Here is a 13734-nt window from a genome sequence, read left to right as displayed (position 1 = left end):
CGACCCTCCGGGAGTAGCGTCACCGGCATGCATGCGATCACGATTCCCGAACCTGGTGATCCCGAGGCGCTGGTGTGGGGCGAGGTCCCCGATCCGGTGCCCGGCGAGGGCGAGGTGCTGGTCGAGGTGGTGGCCAGCGCCGTCAACCGCGCCGACATCCTGCAGCGTCAGGGCTTCTACGAACCGCCGCCCGGCGCCTCCCCCTACCCCGGCCTGGAGTGCTCCGGCACGATCGCCGCACTCGGGCCCGGCGTCTCCGGCTGGGCCGTCGGCGACCCGGTGTGCGCGCTCCTCGCGGGCGGCGGCTACGCCGAGAAGGTCGCCGTACCGGCCGGCCAGCTGCTGCCCGTTCCCGAGGGCGTCGACCTGACCCGGGCGGCGGCACTGCCCGAGGTCGTCAGCACCGTCTGGTCCAACGTCTTCATGATCGCCCACCTGCGACCGGGCGAGACGCTGCTGGTGCACGGCGGCTCCAGCGGCATCGGCACCATGGCGATCCAGCTGGCCAAGGCGGTCGGCGCCAAGGTCGCGGTGACCGCCGGCACCAAGGAGAAGCTGGACCGCTGCGCCGAGCTGGGCGCGGACGTGCTCATCAACTACCGCGAGCAGGACTTCGTCGTCGAGATCCGGCAGGCCACCGGCGGCGCGGGAGCCGACGTCATCCTCGACAACATGGGCGCCAAGTACCTGGACCGCAACGTCCAGGCCCTCGCCGTCAACGGGCGCCTCGCGATCATCGGCATGCAGGGCGGGGTGAAGGCCGAGCTCAACATCGGCACGCTGCTCGGCAAGCGGGCCGCGATCAGCGCGACCTCGCTGCGCGCCCGTCCGCTGGAGGAGAAGGCGGCCATCGTCGCCGCCGTGCGCGAGCATGTGTGGCCCCTGCTCGCCGCCGGGCACGTCCGCCCGGTCGTGGACCGCGAGGTGCCGATGCCGGAGGCGGCCGAGGCACACCGGCTGGTGGAGGAGAGCGGCCACATCGGCAAGGTGCTGCTGGTCGTGCCGTAGCGGGGGCCGGTCAGCTCCGGCGCAGTCTGAGGCCCAGCAGGGCCAGGCCCAGGCCGAGTCCGATGAGGACCAGGCCGCTGCCCAGGGGCAGGAGCCGCAGGACCGGCTCCGTGGGTGCCTCGCCCTGCTGGGCCGCCTGCTGGGCGGGCAGCGTCGGACGCCCGGGCGGGGCGGAGTCCGCCTCCTGCGGTGACGAGGAGGCGCCCGGTATGTGTGCGGTCTCCGCCTCTTCCGGTTCCTCCTGCCCTTCCGGCTGCGCGACGGGGGTGGCGAGCGGGGGGTCGTCGTCGCCCTCCACCTCGATCGCGGGCCCGTCCGGCCGGCCCGGCCGCATCCGCCCCTCACCGGCCCGGCTGCCCGCCCGGGACGGCGCGACGGAGGCGAGCGGGCGGTACGGGCGGACCGACGCCGAGGCGGAGTCGGACGGCAGGGGGACGGCGGCGGGCGCGTCCTGGTGCGCGGAGGGGGCCGGGGTGGCCTGCGCCCGGGCCGGGCCGTCGCGGCCCGGCGGTCCCTGCTCGGGGTGTCCGCGGTCCGCAGCGGTGTACCGCGGGGTCCCGCGGCCGGCGGCACCCGTGAGCCGCTGCTCGTCGCGGTGCCCCGTCGCGAAGGGGCGGGCGGAGTCCTGCTCCGCGGCGTGGACGGGCGTACCGCCGTACGCGACGGCGGTGCCGTACGCCGGCAGTGCGGCCGCCGTGAGGACGGCCAGCGGCCGTAGCCAGCGGAGCGTGAGTCGCAGGCGTGGAGTCACGTCGGTGACCTCCCGGAGCCCAGGTTGTCGTGACCGATGGAAAACCGACGGGAACCAGCCTCACATTCCATGGCGAAGGGGGCATTCTGGATTGCTCCGTCGGGTCTAAACGGTGGATCAGCCCCACAAGGGGGCAGGACGGTGATGAGGTGTTGGCGTGCGAGAGAATGGCGGCATGGAGATGCCGAGGAACGAACGGTCGCCGGAGAACCCCCAGATCCTCGTCGTGGGCCAGGACGGGATGGCACTCGGCGGCGGCGGTGGGGACGATGACTCCCGTGAGACCCCGGTGACGGAGCAGGTGGAACAGCCGGCCAAGGTCATGCGGATCGGCAGCATGATCAAGCAGCTGCTGGAGGAGGTGCGCGTCGCTCCCCTCGATGAGGCCAGCCGGGTGCGGCTGAAGGAGATCCACGCCAGCTCGGTGAAGGAGCTGGAGGACGGCCTGGCCCCCGAGCTGGTCGAGGAACTGGAGCGGCTCTCCCTGCCGTTCACCGACGACGCCACCCCGACCGACGCGGAACTGCGGATCGCGCAGGCGCAGTTGGTGGGCTGGCTGGAGGGCCTCTTCCACGGGATCCAGACCACGCTGTTCGCCCAGCAGATGGCCGCGCGGGCCCAGTTGGAGCAGATGCGCCGCGCGCTCCCGCCGGGTATGACCGGCCACGAGGGCGGCGACGACCACCACGCGGGCGGCCGCTCGGGCGGCCCGTACCTGTAGGCCACCGGCCGACGACACGGCCGACGACACACGAAGGGCCCGGCGGACGACCGCCGGGCCCGACTCATGCCCGTACCACCGGCCCGTACCACCGGCCCGTACCACCGGGCCGGACCAACGGCCCGGGCCTACACCCCGGCGCGGATCACTGCGGCGGGTTGCCCGTGGACACGCTCAGCTCGATGCTGTCCAGGTCGTCGGGGTCGACATCGGAGTCCTGGGCGGGGAACTGGTTCAGCACGGTCCCTTCGCCCCAGGTGTTTTCGTCCTGGTGCTTGATGTCCGACTTCCAGCCCGCGGCCTGCAGACACGCCTTCACGGAGTCGATGTCCTTGTAGCGGAAGTCGGGCAGCTCGATCTTGTTCGGGTCCTTCCACGACTCCTGCGGGTCGGTGCACTTGCTCTCGTCGATCCGCCGGCTGGTGTCCGGTCCGCGGTAGCCCGCCCGGTGGGAGGCGGAGGCCGAGGCCCTCGTTCCGCCGGTGTTGGCCTTGATGTCCTCGCTGGCGTTCTTCACCGTCAGCGCGACGACCACCCCGACCACCACGATGACCGCGACCGTGACCGAGGCCACGACCACCGGCCGCTTCTTCCGGCCGCCGGGTGCACCGGCGGGCCGGGTCTGCGGCGCGACCGTGTACGGCGGCGGGGTGGGCGCGCCGGCCTGCGGGCCGTAGCCCACCGGGGGCGTCTGGTAGCCGCCCTGCTGCGGGTAGCCGTAGGACGGGGCCGGGGGCGTCGGGTGGCCGTACGGGTTCGGCGCCGGGGTGGGGGCGGGAGCCGGCTGGTACGGCATCTGGACCTGGCCCTGCGGCGCCGGGGCCGTCCGGTCGACCGGCGGGAACACCGCGGAGCCGACGCCCGAGCCGCTCTGGCTCGGACCGGCGCCCGGCACGATGCTCGGCGGGGCCGCCTGGAAGGAGGCCGCGACCCGCAGGCACTCGGCACGCATCGCCTCGGCGGTCGGGAAGCGCTCGTTCGGGTTCTTCTTCAGGGCGCGGGCGACCAGCGCGTCCACCGCGGGCGGCAGCGCGCGGTTGACCGAGGAGGGCGCCACCGGCTCCTCCTGCACATGCGCGTACGCGATCGCCAGCGGCGAGTCCGCGTCGAACGGCAGGCGCCCGGTCACCAGCTGGAACAGCATGATGCCGACCGAGTACAGGTCGGAGCGGGCGTCCACCCCGCGGCCGAGGGCCTGCTCGGGCGAGAGGTACTGAGGGGTGCCGACGACCATGCCGGTCTGGGTCATGGAGGTGACGCCGGACTGCATGGCGCGGGCGATGCCGAAGTCCATCACCTTGACCACGCCACGCTTGGTCACCATCACGTTGCCCGGCTTGATGTCGCGGTGGACCAGCCCCATCTCGTGGCTGATCTCCAGGGCCGCGAGCACGTCGGCGGTGACCTTCAGCGCCTGGTCGGCGGGCATCGCGCCGAACTGCCGGATGTCCTGCTCCAGGACCGAGCCCAGCGGCCGGCCCTCGACGTACTCCATGACGATGTACGGCGTCGTCATGCCGTTCAGCGCGTCCTCGCCCGTGTCGAAGACGGAGACGATGTTGGTGTGCGTGAGCTTGGCCACGGCCTGCGCCTCGCGGCGGAAGCGCTCACGGAAGGCCTGCTCCCGGCCCAGCTCGGTGTGGAGCGTCTTGATGGCGACCTGGCGGTCCAGCACCGCGTCGTACGCCAGGTGGACCGAGGCCATACCGCCCTCGCCCAGCAAGTCGCGCAGCTGGTAGCGGCCCCCGGCCAGGGCCTGCCCCGCGTACCGGCCCTGTGCGCCGTCCTGGCTCATCTCTCCGCGTCCCCCACCGGCCGCCCGGCGCCAGCCGGCGAACAGGCCTTGATCGAATGTGTCATTCCCGGCCAAGTCTGCCCCAGGGCACCGACACGTCAAGCGCGGTGCCCGTTCCGTGACCGTACGCGCAAGAAGCGTCGCGCAAGCGTTACAGGGGCCGTACGACGGGCGCACAGAATTTGCACGACAGCGCGTGCTAGAGGTTTCATGACCGGTCTGTCTCGGGTCGGTTCCGGTTTCCGTTCCGAACCGGTGGCCCCCGCGGAGGCTGTAGCGTGGCCGACGGAGACCGTAACAACACCGCGCGCACCGCGGGCAGAAACGACGGCGAGGACTGATGGCACAGACGCAGCGCTCTCAGGGCCCGTCCGACCCCGAGGCGACTGGCGGCGGCATGTCAGACGCGCCGGAGATGTGGGGCAACGGAGGGCTCGTCGGCGACGGCCGGTACCGGCTCACGCACCGGCTGGGCCGGGGCGGCATGGCCGAGGTGTTCGCGGCCGAGGACGTCCGCCTGGGCCGTACGGTCGCGGTCAAGCTGCTGCGGGCGGACCTGGCCGAGGACCCCGTCTCCAAGGCCCGTTTCACCCGCGAGGCACAGTCGGTCGCCGGCCTCAACCACCACGCGATCGTCGCCGTGTACGACTCCGGCGAGGACGTCGTGGGCGGCCAGTCCGTGCCGTACATCGTCATGGAGCTGGTCGAGGGCCGCACCATCCGCGACCTGTTGCTGAACGCCGAGGCGCCGGGCCCCGAGCAGGCCCTGATCATCGTCTCCGGGGTGCTGGAGGCGCTCGCCTACTCGCATCAGCATGGCATCGTCCACCGTGACATCAAGCCGGCGAATGTCATCATCACCCACAGCGGCGCCGTCAAGGTGATGGACTTCGGCATCGCCCGCGCCCTGCACGGCGCGTCCACGACGATGACGCAGACCGGCATGGTCATGGGCACCCCGCAGTACCTCTCCCCGGAGCAGGCGCTCGGCAAGGCCGTCGACCACCGCTCCGACCTGTACGCGACCGGCTGCCTGCTGTACGAACTGCTCTCCCTGCGGCCCCCGTTCACCGGCGAGACCCCGCTGTCGGTGGTCTACCAGCACGTCCAGGACATCCCGACCCCGCCGTCGGAGGTCTCCGAGGGCTGCCCGCCGGAGCTGGACGGCCTGGTCATGCGCTCCCTCGCCAAGGACCCCGACGACCGGTTCCAGACCGCCGAGGAGATGCGCGGCCTGGTCCAGTACGGCCTGCAGATGCTGTACGACCAGGGCGGCCACACCGGCACCTGGAACACCGGCCCGGTGGAGACGCACGACGGCCGGCACACCCCGGCGGCCGGTTTCGCCGGGACGACCGTCATGCCGCACCCCGGGGACGGCGGCGGCACCGCGCAGATCCCGCAGCCGATCCTGCCCACGGGCTACGGCAACGGCGACGACGGCGGCTTCGAGGGGCACGGCAACAAGGGCAGCGGCCGCGGCAAGCTGTGGATCCTCGCCGTCCTCGCGGTCATCGCGATCGCGGCGGGCGTCGCGCTGGCGATGAAGGGCGCGAACGGCGACGGCGGCAACGGCCCCGACACCAAGCCGAAGACGACGCACTCCAAGGACACCAAGGAGAAGTCGCCCTCTCCGACGCCGTCCGACGACAACACCGACGAGCCCTCGAACCCCTCCACGGAGAACGGCTCGGACTCGGGCTCCGGTTCGGGCTCCGGCTGGCCGCCGGCGTCCACGCCGTCGTACACCCCGTCGCAGTCGGCCAGTTCGACGCCGAGCAGCGAGCCGTCGGACCCGGAGACCCCGCCGTCGCAGCCCACGGACCCGACGGACGGCGGCACCGACGCGGGCACCTCCGACGGCGGCACGGACGCCGGTACGACCGTGGGCGGCACGGACGCGGGCACCGGCGACGCCGGCACCACCGTGGGCACCACGACCGACGGCAGCACCGGCGAGACCACCGGCTGAAGCTCGGCTACGGCGACCGGACCGGCGTCACCCTGAGGTGACGCCGGCCGTTCACCGCACGAACGCGTCGCACACCGCGTCGTACTCGCGCGTCCACCACACGGCGAGCGCCGACGCGGCCGGGAACTGGCAGTCCGCGCGCGTGTCGCCGCGTTCGTAGTGCCAGCGCAGCATCCAGAAGTCGTTCAGCCGTTCCCACCACACCCGGTGCACGGCCGCCGGCAGCTCCGAGGGCGAGGCGCCGGCCGCGCGCCGGTACGCGCGCGCGTAGGCACGCACTTTCGGCAGGTCCAGCGTCCCGCCCGGCCGCACGAAGAAGATCACGGCGGCGCGTACCGCCTCCTCCGCGCGCGGCTGCACGCCGAGCCGGTCCCAGTCCACGATGGCCGCGGGTGCGTCGTCGTCCTTGTAGAGCAGGTTGAACGGGTGGAAGTCGCCGTGCACCCACCCCACCGAACCGCCGCGCGGCGGGCGCCGGTCCGCGTGCTGTTCCAGGAGCGCGCGGCGCTCCAGCAGCCGGTGCCGGGCGAGTTCGTCGAAGGCGTCGGCGGGCCGGTGCCGGCGCACGTGGGCGAGCAGGTCGTCGATGAGGGCGAAGGTGTCGGCCGGGTCGGCGCTCTCCACGGGGTGCGGGCCGGCCGCCGGCCGGGTGCGTCCCTTGGGGGGCATCACCCGCTCCAGGCAGGCGTGTACGGCGCCCAGGAGCGCCCCCAGACGGGCGCTCTCCCCGCGGGTGAGCTGACCGCCGTGGCGGTGCCTGCCGTCGATCCAGGGGTGCAGGGCGTAGGCGTGGCCGCCGATGACGGCGACCGTGCGGCCCTCGCGGTCCGCGAGCGGCGGGGCGACCGGGACGCCGAGGTCGGCCAGGCGCTGGGTGGCACGGTGCCGGCGTTCGATGGCGGCCGGGTCGGCGGTGTCCGGATCGAAGTGGTGCTTGAGGAAGTAGCGGCCGCGGGTGGTGCACAGCCGGTAGCCGCGGTTGAGGAGGCCCTGCTCGACCGGCTCACAGGTGAGGGCGGTTCCCGCGGCGTACAGGCGGAGCAGGGCGCCCAGAGGGGGCGCATGCGATACGGGGGGTGGTACACATGAGCGCGGCACGCGCCAGATGGTAGGGCACGCGCAGCCCCTGTGAGCTGGGGCTTGTCACAGGCAGTCGCCGACGGTCGCTTTCGGTCACGCGAGGGCTTTTCCGCCCGCACGCGCGCGGTGCCCGGCGGCCCCGAGGTCACTGATCGGAAATGACCTGACTTTTCCCTCTTCGCCTACGAGGTCGGTCTCACATGAAACCCTTCCCGTGACCTGGGTGCGCGGGATAACGTGCGGGTGCTTCGGACTGGCGCAAGGCTGTGACCAGCGCGCTTTCACACCACCTCGATTTACTTGGAAATCCAAGCAAAATCGCAGGTCAAACGGGGTTTCACAGAAATGTGGGGCACTGGGTAACGTGATGGTTGCAGGGCGCTCGCCGGGGCTACCTGTCACGCCTGTTCCCGGCCGAGTGGCACCCACCCCGTGCCCGGTGGTCGAAACAGGTGAGCCGCACTGGCCTACCGGCAACCCCGGGGGCCGGAACGACGGAGGAGCACACGTGACCGTGGAGAGCAGTGCCGCGCGCAAGCCGCGACGCAGCGCCGCAGGCAAGGCCGGCACCACCGGCAGCAAGACCGGCACGACCGCCGGTACGACCGGAGCCACCGGCACCAAGCGCACCACCCGTACCACCCGCAGCACCGCCAAGAAGAGCACCGACCCGGAACTCGTGCAGCTCCTGACGCCCGAGGGCGAGCGGGTCGAGAACGCCGAGTACGACTCCTACGTCGCCGGCATCACCCCCGAAGACCTCCGCGGCCTGTACCGCGACATGGTGCTCACCCGCCGCTTCGACGCCGAGGCCACCGCCCTGCAGCGCCAGGGCGAGCTGGGCCTGTGGGCCTCCCTGCTGGGCCAGGAGGCCGCCCAGATCGGCTCCGGCCGGGCCACCCGCGAGGACGACTACGTCTTCCCGACCTACCGCGAGCACGGCGTCGCCTGGTGCCGCGGGGTGGACCCGACCAACCTGCTCGGCATGTTCCGCGGCGTGAACAACGGCGGCTGGGACCCGAACAGCAACAACTTCCACCTGTACACGATCGTCATCGGCTCCCAGACGCTGCACGCCACCGGCTACGCGATGGGCGTGGCCAAGGACGGCGCGGACTCGGCGGTCATCGCCTACTTCGGCGACGGCGCCTCCAGCCAGGGCGACGTCGCCGAATCGTTCACCTTCGCCGCGGTCTACAACGCCCCGGTGGTGTTCTTCTGCCAGAACAACCAGTGGGCGATCTCCGAGCCGACCGAGCGCCAGACCCGCGTCCCGCTCTACCAGCGCGCGCAGGGCTACGGCTTCCCGGGCGTCCGTGTCGACGGAAACGACGTACTGGCCTGCCTCGCGGTGACCAAGTGGGCGCTGGAGCGCGCCCGCAACGGCGAGGGCCCCACCCTGGTGGAGGCGTTCACCTACCGCATGGGCGCCCACACCACCTCCGACGACCCCACCCGCTACCGGGGCGACGAGGAGCGGCTGGCCTGGGAGGCGAAGGACCCGATCCTGCGCCTCCGCCGGTATCTGGAGGCCTCGAACCACGCGGACGAGGGATTCTTCGCGGAACTCGAGAGCGAGTCCGAGGCGTTGGGCAGGCGAGTGCGCGAAGCGGTCCGCGCCATGCCCGACCCGGACCACTTCGCCATCTTCGAGAACGCGTACGCGGACGGGCACGCGCTCGTCGACGAGGAGCGCGCCCAGTTCGCCGCCTACCAGGCGTCGTTCGCCGATGAAGGGGGTCACTGAGATGGCCGAGAAGATGGCGATGGCCAAGGCCATCAACGAGTCGCTGCGCCGTGCCCTGGACACCGACCCCAAGGTGCTGGTCATGGGCGAGGACGTCGGAAAGCTCGGCGGTGTGTTCCGGGTGACCGACGGCCTGCAGAAGGACTTCGGCGAGAGCCGGGTCATCGACACCCCGCTCGCCGAGTCCGGCATCGTCGGCACCGCGATCGGCCTGGCCCTGCGCGGCTACCGCCCGGTGGTGGAGATCCAGTTCGACGGCTTCGTCTTCCCGGCCTACGACCAGATCGTCACCCAGCTCGCCAAGATGCACGCCCGCTCGCTGGGCAAGGTCAAGCTGCCGGTCGTCGTCCGCATCCCCTACGGTGGCGGCATCGGCGCGGTCGAGCACCACTCGGAGTCGCCGGAAGCGCTGTTCGCCCACGTGGCGGGCCTGAAGGTCGTCTCGCCGTCGAACTCCTCCGACGCCTACTGGATGATGCAGCAGGCCATCCAGAGTGACGACCCGGTGATCTACTTCGAGCCGAAGCGGCGCTACTGGGACAAGGCCGAGGTCGACCCCGAGGCGATCCCCCACCCGCTGCACAAGGCGCGCGTGGTCCGCGAGGGCACGGACCTCACCCTGGCGGCCTACGGCCCGATGGTGAAGCTGTGCCAGGAGGCCGCGGACGCGGCGGCCGAGGAGGGCAAGTCCCTGGAGGTCCTGGACCTGCGCTCGGTCAGCCCCCTCGACTTCGACTCCGTCCAGGCCTCGGTGGAGAAGACCCGCCGCCTGGTCGTGGTGCACGAGGCCCCGGTGTTCTTCGGCTCCGGCGCGGAGATCGCCGCCCGGATCACCGAGCGCTGCTTCTACCACCTGGAGGCACCGGTCCTGCGGGTCGGCGGCTACCACGCCCCGTACCCGCCGGCGCGCCTGGAAGAGGAGTACCTGCCGGACCTGGACCGTGTGCTCGACGCCGTCGACCGCTCGCTGGCGTACTGAGGAGAGGGTCGTGACGACGATGACGGAAGCGTCCGTACGCGAGTTCAAGATGCCCGACGTGGGCGAGGGACTCACCGAGGCCGAGATCCTCAAGTGGTACGTCCAGCCGGGCGACACGGTGACGGACGGCCAGGTGGTCTGCGAGGTGGAGACGGCGAAGGCGGCCGTCGAACTGCCCATCCCCTACGACGGTGTGGTCCGCGAACTGCACTTCCCCGAGGGCACCACGGTGGACGTCGGCACGTCCATCATCGCGGTGGCGGTGGCCGGGGCCGGCGGTGCCGCCCCGGAGGCCCCCGCCGAGCAGCCCGCGGCGGCACCCGCCCCGGCGAAGGAGGAGCCGAAGCCGGAGGGCCGCCAGCCGGTCCTCGTCGGCTACGGCGTGGCGACCTCCTCCACCAGGCGCCGCCCCCGCAAGGGTCCCGAGGCCGGCGTGCCGGCGCAGGCGATCCAGGCGGAGCTGAACGGCCACGGCGGCACGGTCGACGAGAAGCCGCGCCCGCTGGCCAAGCCCCCGGTGCGCAAGCTGGCCAAGGACCTGGGTGTCGACCTGGGCGCGATCATCCCGTCCGGCCCGGACGGCATCATCACCCGCGAGGACGTCCACGCGGCGGCCACGCCCCGGACGGCCGAGCAGGCGGCCCCGGTCACGGCGGCCCCCGCGGCCCCGGCCACCGCCGCGGTCCCGGCGCCCGTGGCGTCGTACGACACCGCGCGCGAGACCCGCATCCCGGTCAAGGGCGTCCGCAAGGCCACCGCGCAGGCGATGGTCGGCTCGGCGTTCACCGCGCCGCACGTCACCGAGTTCGTGACGGTGGACGTGACCCGCACGCTGAAGCTGGTCGAGGAGCTGAAGCAGGACAAGGAGATGCAGGGGCTGCGGATCAACCCGCTCCTGCTGATCGCCAAGGCCCTGCTGGTCGCCATCAAGCGCAACCCGGAGATCAACGCGTCCTGGGACGAGGCGAGCCAGGAGATCGTGGTCAAGCACTACGTCAACCTGGGCATCGCGGCGGCCACCCCGCGCGGCCTGATCGTCCCGAACATCAAGGACGCGCACGCCAAGACGCTCCCGCAGCTGGCTCAGGCGCTGGGCGAGCTGGTGACGACGGCCCGCGAGGGCAAGACGTCCCCGGCGGCGATGCAGGGCGGCACGGTGACCATCACCAACGTCGGCGTCTTCGGCGTCGACACGGGCACCCCGATCCTCAACCCGGGCGAGTCGGCGATCCTCGCGGTCGGCGCGATCAAGCTCCAGCCGTGGGTGCACAAGGGCAAGGTGAAGCCGCGCCAGGTCACCACCCTGGCCCTGAGCTTCGACCACCGCCTGGTCGACGGCGAGCTGGGCTCCAAGGTGCTGGCGGACGTCGCGGCGATCCTGGAACAGCCGAAAAGGCTGATCACCTGGGCATGAAGGCCCGTCTCGACGGGTAACGTCTGAGACCGAAGGGGGCGGCCGCAACTTCGTCTTGCGACCGCCCCCTCTCTTGTCAGTCCCGGTTGAGCACGTACACCGGCGCTCCGTCGTCCGCCCCGCCCTGCGAGCGGATGCAGGCGTGCTTGCGCAGCAGGCGCAGGCACTCGTTGACGCGGTGCACCGACATCCCCGTACGGGCCGCGATGACCTCGAGCCGCTCGCGCAGCTCACCCTTCTCGACGAGGATCGGGGCGATGACCACGGCCACCGTCCACACGTCCTCGGTCACGGACAACCGCTGCCGCCAGTCGGCCAGCACGGACTCCGTGGTGGGCGGTGCGGCGGGCTGACCGCCGGGCACCGGACGCGCGAGGACGAGCGTGTCGAACCGGTCCGCGATGCGCTCCAGCGCCCGGACCAGAGCCTGCTGCACGGCGAGGGTGGCCTTCTGGGTCGCCAGCGTCTCCCGCTGGACGGTCAGCATCTCCTTCTGCAACGCGATCGACTCGCGCTGCCCGTTCGCCAGCTCCTCGTCCAGCTGGAGGTTGTGCGCCTCCAGCCGGACGATGGCCTCCGCGACCTGCTCGGGCATGGCGTACGCGATGGGCGCGCCCGGTTCGGTCGGCTGCACCTCGGCCTCTTCGAGAGAGTAGGAACCCTCCCGCTGTACGGTCTCGATGACTTCGGCGACCCACAGTTTGAAGGGGGCGCAGGCGGGCTTCGTGCAGGCGTTGACGAGCAGGATGAGACCCTGCAGAGAGATGACGTTCAGGTCTCGACGCCACTCCCTACCTGCGGGAATGCTGAGACCGTAACCTCCAGTTAGGGTCTCGAGAGACTCTCGGTGGTCTGTCGGCACATGGTCGGAGAGTGCCTTCTGCGGGTTGGTGTGCCCGAGTTCCTTGCAGACATCCACAGCCGGGAACCAGTGGCTTCCGTCCGGCATGGTCAGCCGGCGGACGCGGGCTCCGGTGGCCGCGTACACGAAGTCGCTGACGTCGATCGCGTTGTGCTGCCCGACGGGTTCGGACCGCTTCTTGGGTTCGTTCATGGGAACCACCTCCGCCGCGGAACGTAGAGCGGATGAAAGGGAATATGCCAGCGGAAAAGGTGGATATTCACGATTGCGTGGGATGTATGGCAATTCCGCTGCGCCACAGCCCTGTTGTGTGGTCCCAAGGGGGAAGGGCCCGTCGCAGGTGTGCGAGGGGCCCTTCCCAGGGGAATTCCGGTGTCCGGGGCGTCAGCCCAGCTTGGCGAAGCCGTAGTTGAGCAGCTTCTTCGCGTCCGTCTCGCGCTGGGAGATGGAGGTGGACGCGAGGACGGTGCCGATGACCGTCTTGCCGTTCCGGGTGGCGGCGAACACCAGGCAGTACTTCGCCTCCGGGCCGGAGCCGGTCTTCACGCCGATGGTGCCGCTGTAGCTGCTGAGGAGCCCGTTGGTGTTCTTCCACGGGTTCATCGTGCGGGTGCTGCCCGTCTTGGTGATCGTCTTCGCGGTGTACGACTTCGTCTTGACGACCGTGCGGAACGTGGAGTTCTTCATCGCGCTGCTGGCGATCTTCGTCAGGTCGCGCGGCGTCGAGTAGTTGTTGCCGTTGCCGATGCCGTCGAACGAGTCGAAGTGGGTGTTGTTCAGCCCCAGGTTCTTGGCGGCGGTGTTCATCTTGCCGATGAAGGACTTCACCCGCGCCGAGGTGGTGGAGCCGGAGCCGTACTTGTCGGCGAGGGCGTAGGCGGCGTCGCAGCCGGACGGCAGCATCAGCCCGTAGAGCAGCTGACGGACGGACACCTTGTCGCCGACGATCAGGTGCGCCTGGGAGGCGTTGTTCTTGACGACGTAGTCGCTGTAGATCTTCTTGATCGTGACCTTGGAGTCGAGGTTCAGGTTCGACTGCGCGAGCACGACCTTCGCGGTCATGATCTTGGTGGTGGAGCCGGTGGCGAGCCGCGTGTCCTTCTTCTTGTCGAACAGCGTCGAGCCGTTCGCGTTGTTCATGAGGTAGCCGCCCTTGGCCACGATGGAGGGCGCGGTGACGGCCTGCGCGGGCGCAGCGGTGAGGGCACCGGTGGCGAGCAGCGCGCCGGAGGTGACGGCGACGGCGGCGGCTCGGCGGAGGCGGATGCCCTGGATGCCGGTAATCAAAGTGATGTACCTCGAATGTCGTGAAATGCCCCTGGAGTGCGGCCTGGTTGAGCTGGCAACGGAAGGGGGCCGCATGGGTGTGACACGTAACTAGCACAGAAGGTTGTGCGGTCGCTCC

At 71.2% G+C, this 13734-nt stretch carries 11 protein-coding genes; 6 read left to right on the top strand and 5 right to left on the bottom strand.

Annotation, left to right across the window (positions count from 1 at the left end; translation table 11 throughout):
- The first annotated feature begins 27 nt into the window (after positions 1 to 27).
- Positions 28 to 1008: an NAD(P)H-quinone oxidoreductase gene (locus tag ABZ923_RS05255; RefSeq protein WP_361467061.1), complete on the top strand. Its 981-nt coding sequence runs from the start codon at positions 28 to 30 to the stop codon at positions 1006 to 1008.
- A 10-nt stretch (positions 1009 to 1018) separates the two neighbouring features.
- Here ABZ923_RS05255 and ABZ923_RS05250 read toward each other — a convergent pair whose 3' ends face one another.
- Positions 1019 to 1759: a hypothetical protein gene (locus ABZ923_RS05250; RefSeq protein ID WP_361467058.1), complete on the bottom strand. Its 741-nt coding sequence runs from the start codon at positions 1757 to 1759 to the stop codon at positions 1019 to 1021.
- Positions 1760 to 1934: 175 nt separating this feature from the next.
- Here ABZ923_RS05250 and ABZ923_RS05245 point away from each other — a divergent pair, with 175 nt between their 5' ends.
- Positions 1935 to 2480, top strand: a complete 546-nt coding sequence (locus ABZ923_RS05245; RefSeq protein WP_030344256.1) for a bacterial proteasome activator family protein — start codon at positions 1935 to 1937, stop codon at positions 2478 to 2480.
- Between the two features lie 145 nt (positions 2481 to 2625).
- Here ABZ923_RS05245 and ABZ923_RS05240 read toward each other — a convergent pair whose 3' ends face one another.
- On the bottom strand, positions 2626 to 4275 hold the full coding sequence (locus ABZ923_RS05240) for a protein kinase (RefSeq protein ID WP_361467055.1): 1650 nt from the start codon (positions 4273 to 4275) through the stop codon (positions 2626 to 2628).
- A gap of 340 nt (positions 4276 to 4615) precedes the next feature.
- Between ABZ923_RS05240 and ABZ923_RS05235 the strand changes: the two genes are divergently transcribed.
- Positions 4616 to 6247, top strand: a complete 1632-nt coding sequence (locus tag ABZ923_RS05235) for a protein kinase (protein WP_361467052.1) — start codon at positions 4616 to 4618, stop codon at positions 6245 to 6247.
- A 51-nt stretch (positions 6248 to 6298) separates the two neighbouring features.
- On the opposite strand, the gene ABZ923_RS05230 is transcribed toward ABZ923_RS05235, so the two are convergent.
- The gene (locus ABZ923_RS05230; protein ID WP_361467049.1) at positions 6299 to 7345 is read right to left on the bottom strand and encodes a phosphotransferase; all 1047 of its coding nucleotides are present in this window, start codon (positions 7343 to 7345) and stop codon (positions 6299 to 6301) included.
- 490 nt (positions 7346 to 7835) lie between these two features.
- On the opposite strand from ABZ923_RS05230, the gene pdhA reads away from it, so the two are divergent.
- From pdhA to ABZ923_RS05215, 3 genes are read left to right on the top strand one after another with little or no spacing between them, the layout of a single operon-like run.
- Positions 7836 to 9074: a pyruvate dehydrogenase (acetyl-transferring) E1 component subunit alpha gene (gene pdhA, locus ABZ923_RS05225; protein ID WP_361467047.1), complete on the top strand. Its 1239-nt coding sequence runs from the start codon at positions 7836 to 7838 to the stop codon at positions 9072 to 9074.
- A gap of 1 nt (position 9075) precedes the next feature.
- Positions 9076 to 10053 (top strand): alpha-ketoacid dehydrogenase subunit beta, encoded by a 978-nt coding sequence (locus tag ABZ923_RS05220; protein ID WP_361467045.1) that lies wholly within the window; start codon positions 9076 to 9078, stop codon positions 10051 to 10053.
- A 10-nt stretch (positions 10054 to 10063) separates the two neighbouring features.
- A complete protein-coding gene (locus ABZ923_RS05215) occupies positions 10064 to 11467 on the top strand; it encodes a dihydrolipoamide acetyltransferase family protein (RefSeq protein WP_361467043.1) in 1404 nt (467 codons plus the stop codon).
- Between the two features lie 76 nt (positions 11468 to 11543).
- On the opposite strand, the gene ABZ923_RS05210 is transcribed toward ABZ923_RS05215, so the two are convergent.
- Together ABZ923_RS05210 and ABZ923_RS05205 are read right to left on the bottom strand one after the other, a co-directional pair.
- Positions 11544 to 12521 (bottom strand): Bro-N domain-containing protein, encoded by a 978-nt coding sequence (locus tag ABZ923_RS05210; protein ID WP_361467040.1) that lies wholly within the window; start codon positions 12519 to 12521, stop codon positions 11544 to 11546.
- A gap of 192 nt (positions 12522 to 12713) precedes the next feature.
- A complete protein-coding gene (locus tag ABZ923_RS05205) occupies positions 12714 to 13616 on the bottom strand; it encodes a D-alanyl-D-alanine carboxypeptidase (protein ID WP_361467038.1) in 903 nt (300 codons plus the stop codon).
- Positions 13617 to 13734: the final 118 nt, after the last annotated feature.

This window comes from Streptomyces sp. NPDC046881, assembly GCF_040645015.1.
Taxonomy (GTDB): Bacteria; Actinomycetota; Actinomycetes; order Streptomycetales; family Streptomycetaceae; genus Streptomyces.
This window is presented reverse-complemented; position numbering and strand designations above follow the sequence as displayed.

Excerpts from the sequence above, each read along its gene's own strand:
- ABZ923_RS05255 (WP_361467061.1), top strand. The coding sequence starts at position 28 with ATGCATGCGATCACGATTCCCGAACCTGGTGATCCCGAGGCGCTGGTG.
- ABZ923_RS05245 (WP_030344256.1), top strand. The coding sequence starts at position 1,935 with ATGGAGATGCCGAGGAACGAACGGTCGCCGGAGAACCCCCAGATCCTC.
- ABZ923_RS05240 (WP_361467055.1), bottom strand. The coding sequence starts at position 4,275 with ATGAGCCAGGACGGCGCACAGGGCCGGTACGCGGGGCAGGCCCTGGCC.
- ABZ923_RS05235 (WP_361467052.1), top strand. The coding sequence starts at position 4,616 with ATGGCACAGACGCAGCGCTCTCAGGGCCCGTCCGACCCCGAGGCGACT.
- ABZ923_RS05220 (WP_361467045.1), top strand. The coding sequence starts at position 9,076 with ATGGCCGAGAAGATGGCGATGGCCAAGGCCATCAACGAGTCGCTGCGC.
- ABZ923_RS05210 (WP_361467040.1), bottom strand. The coding sequence starts at position 12,521 with ATGAACGAACCCAAGAAGCGGTCCGAACCCGTCGGGCAGCACAACGCG.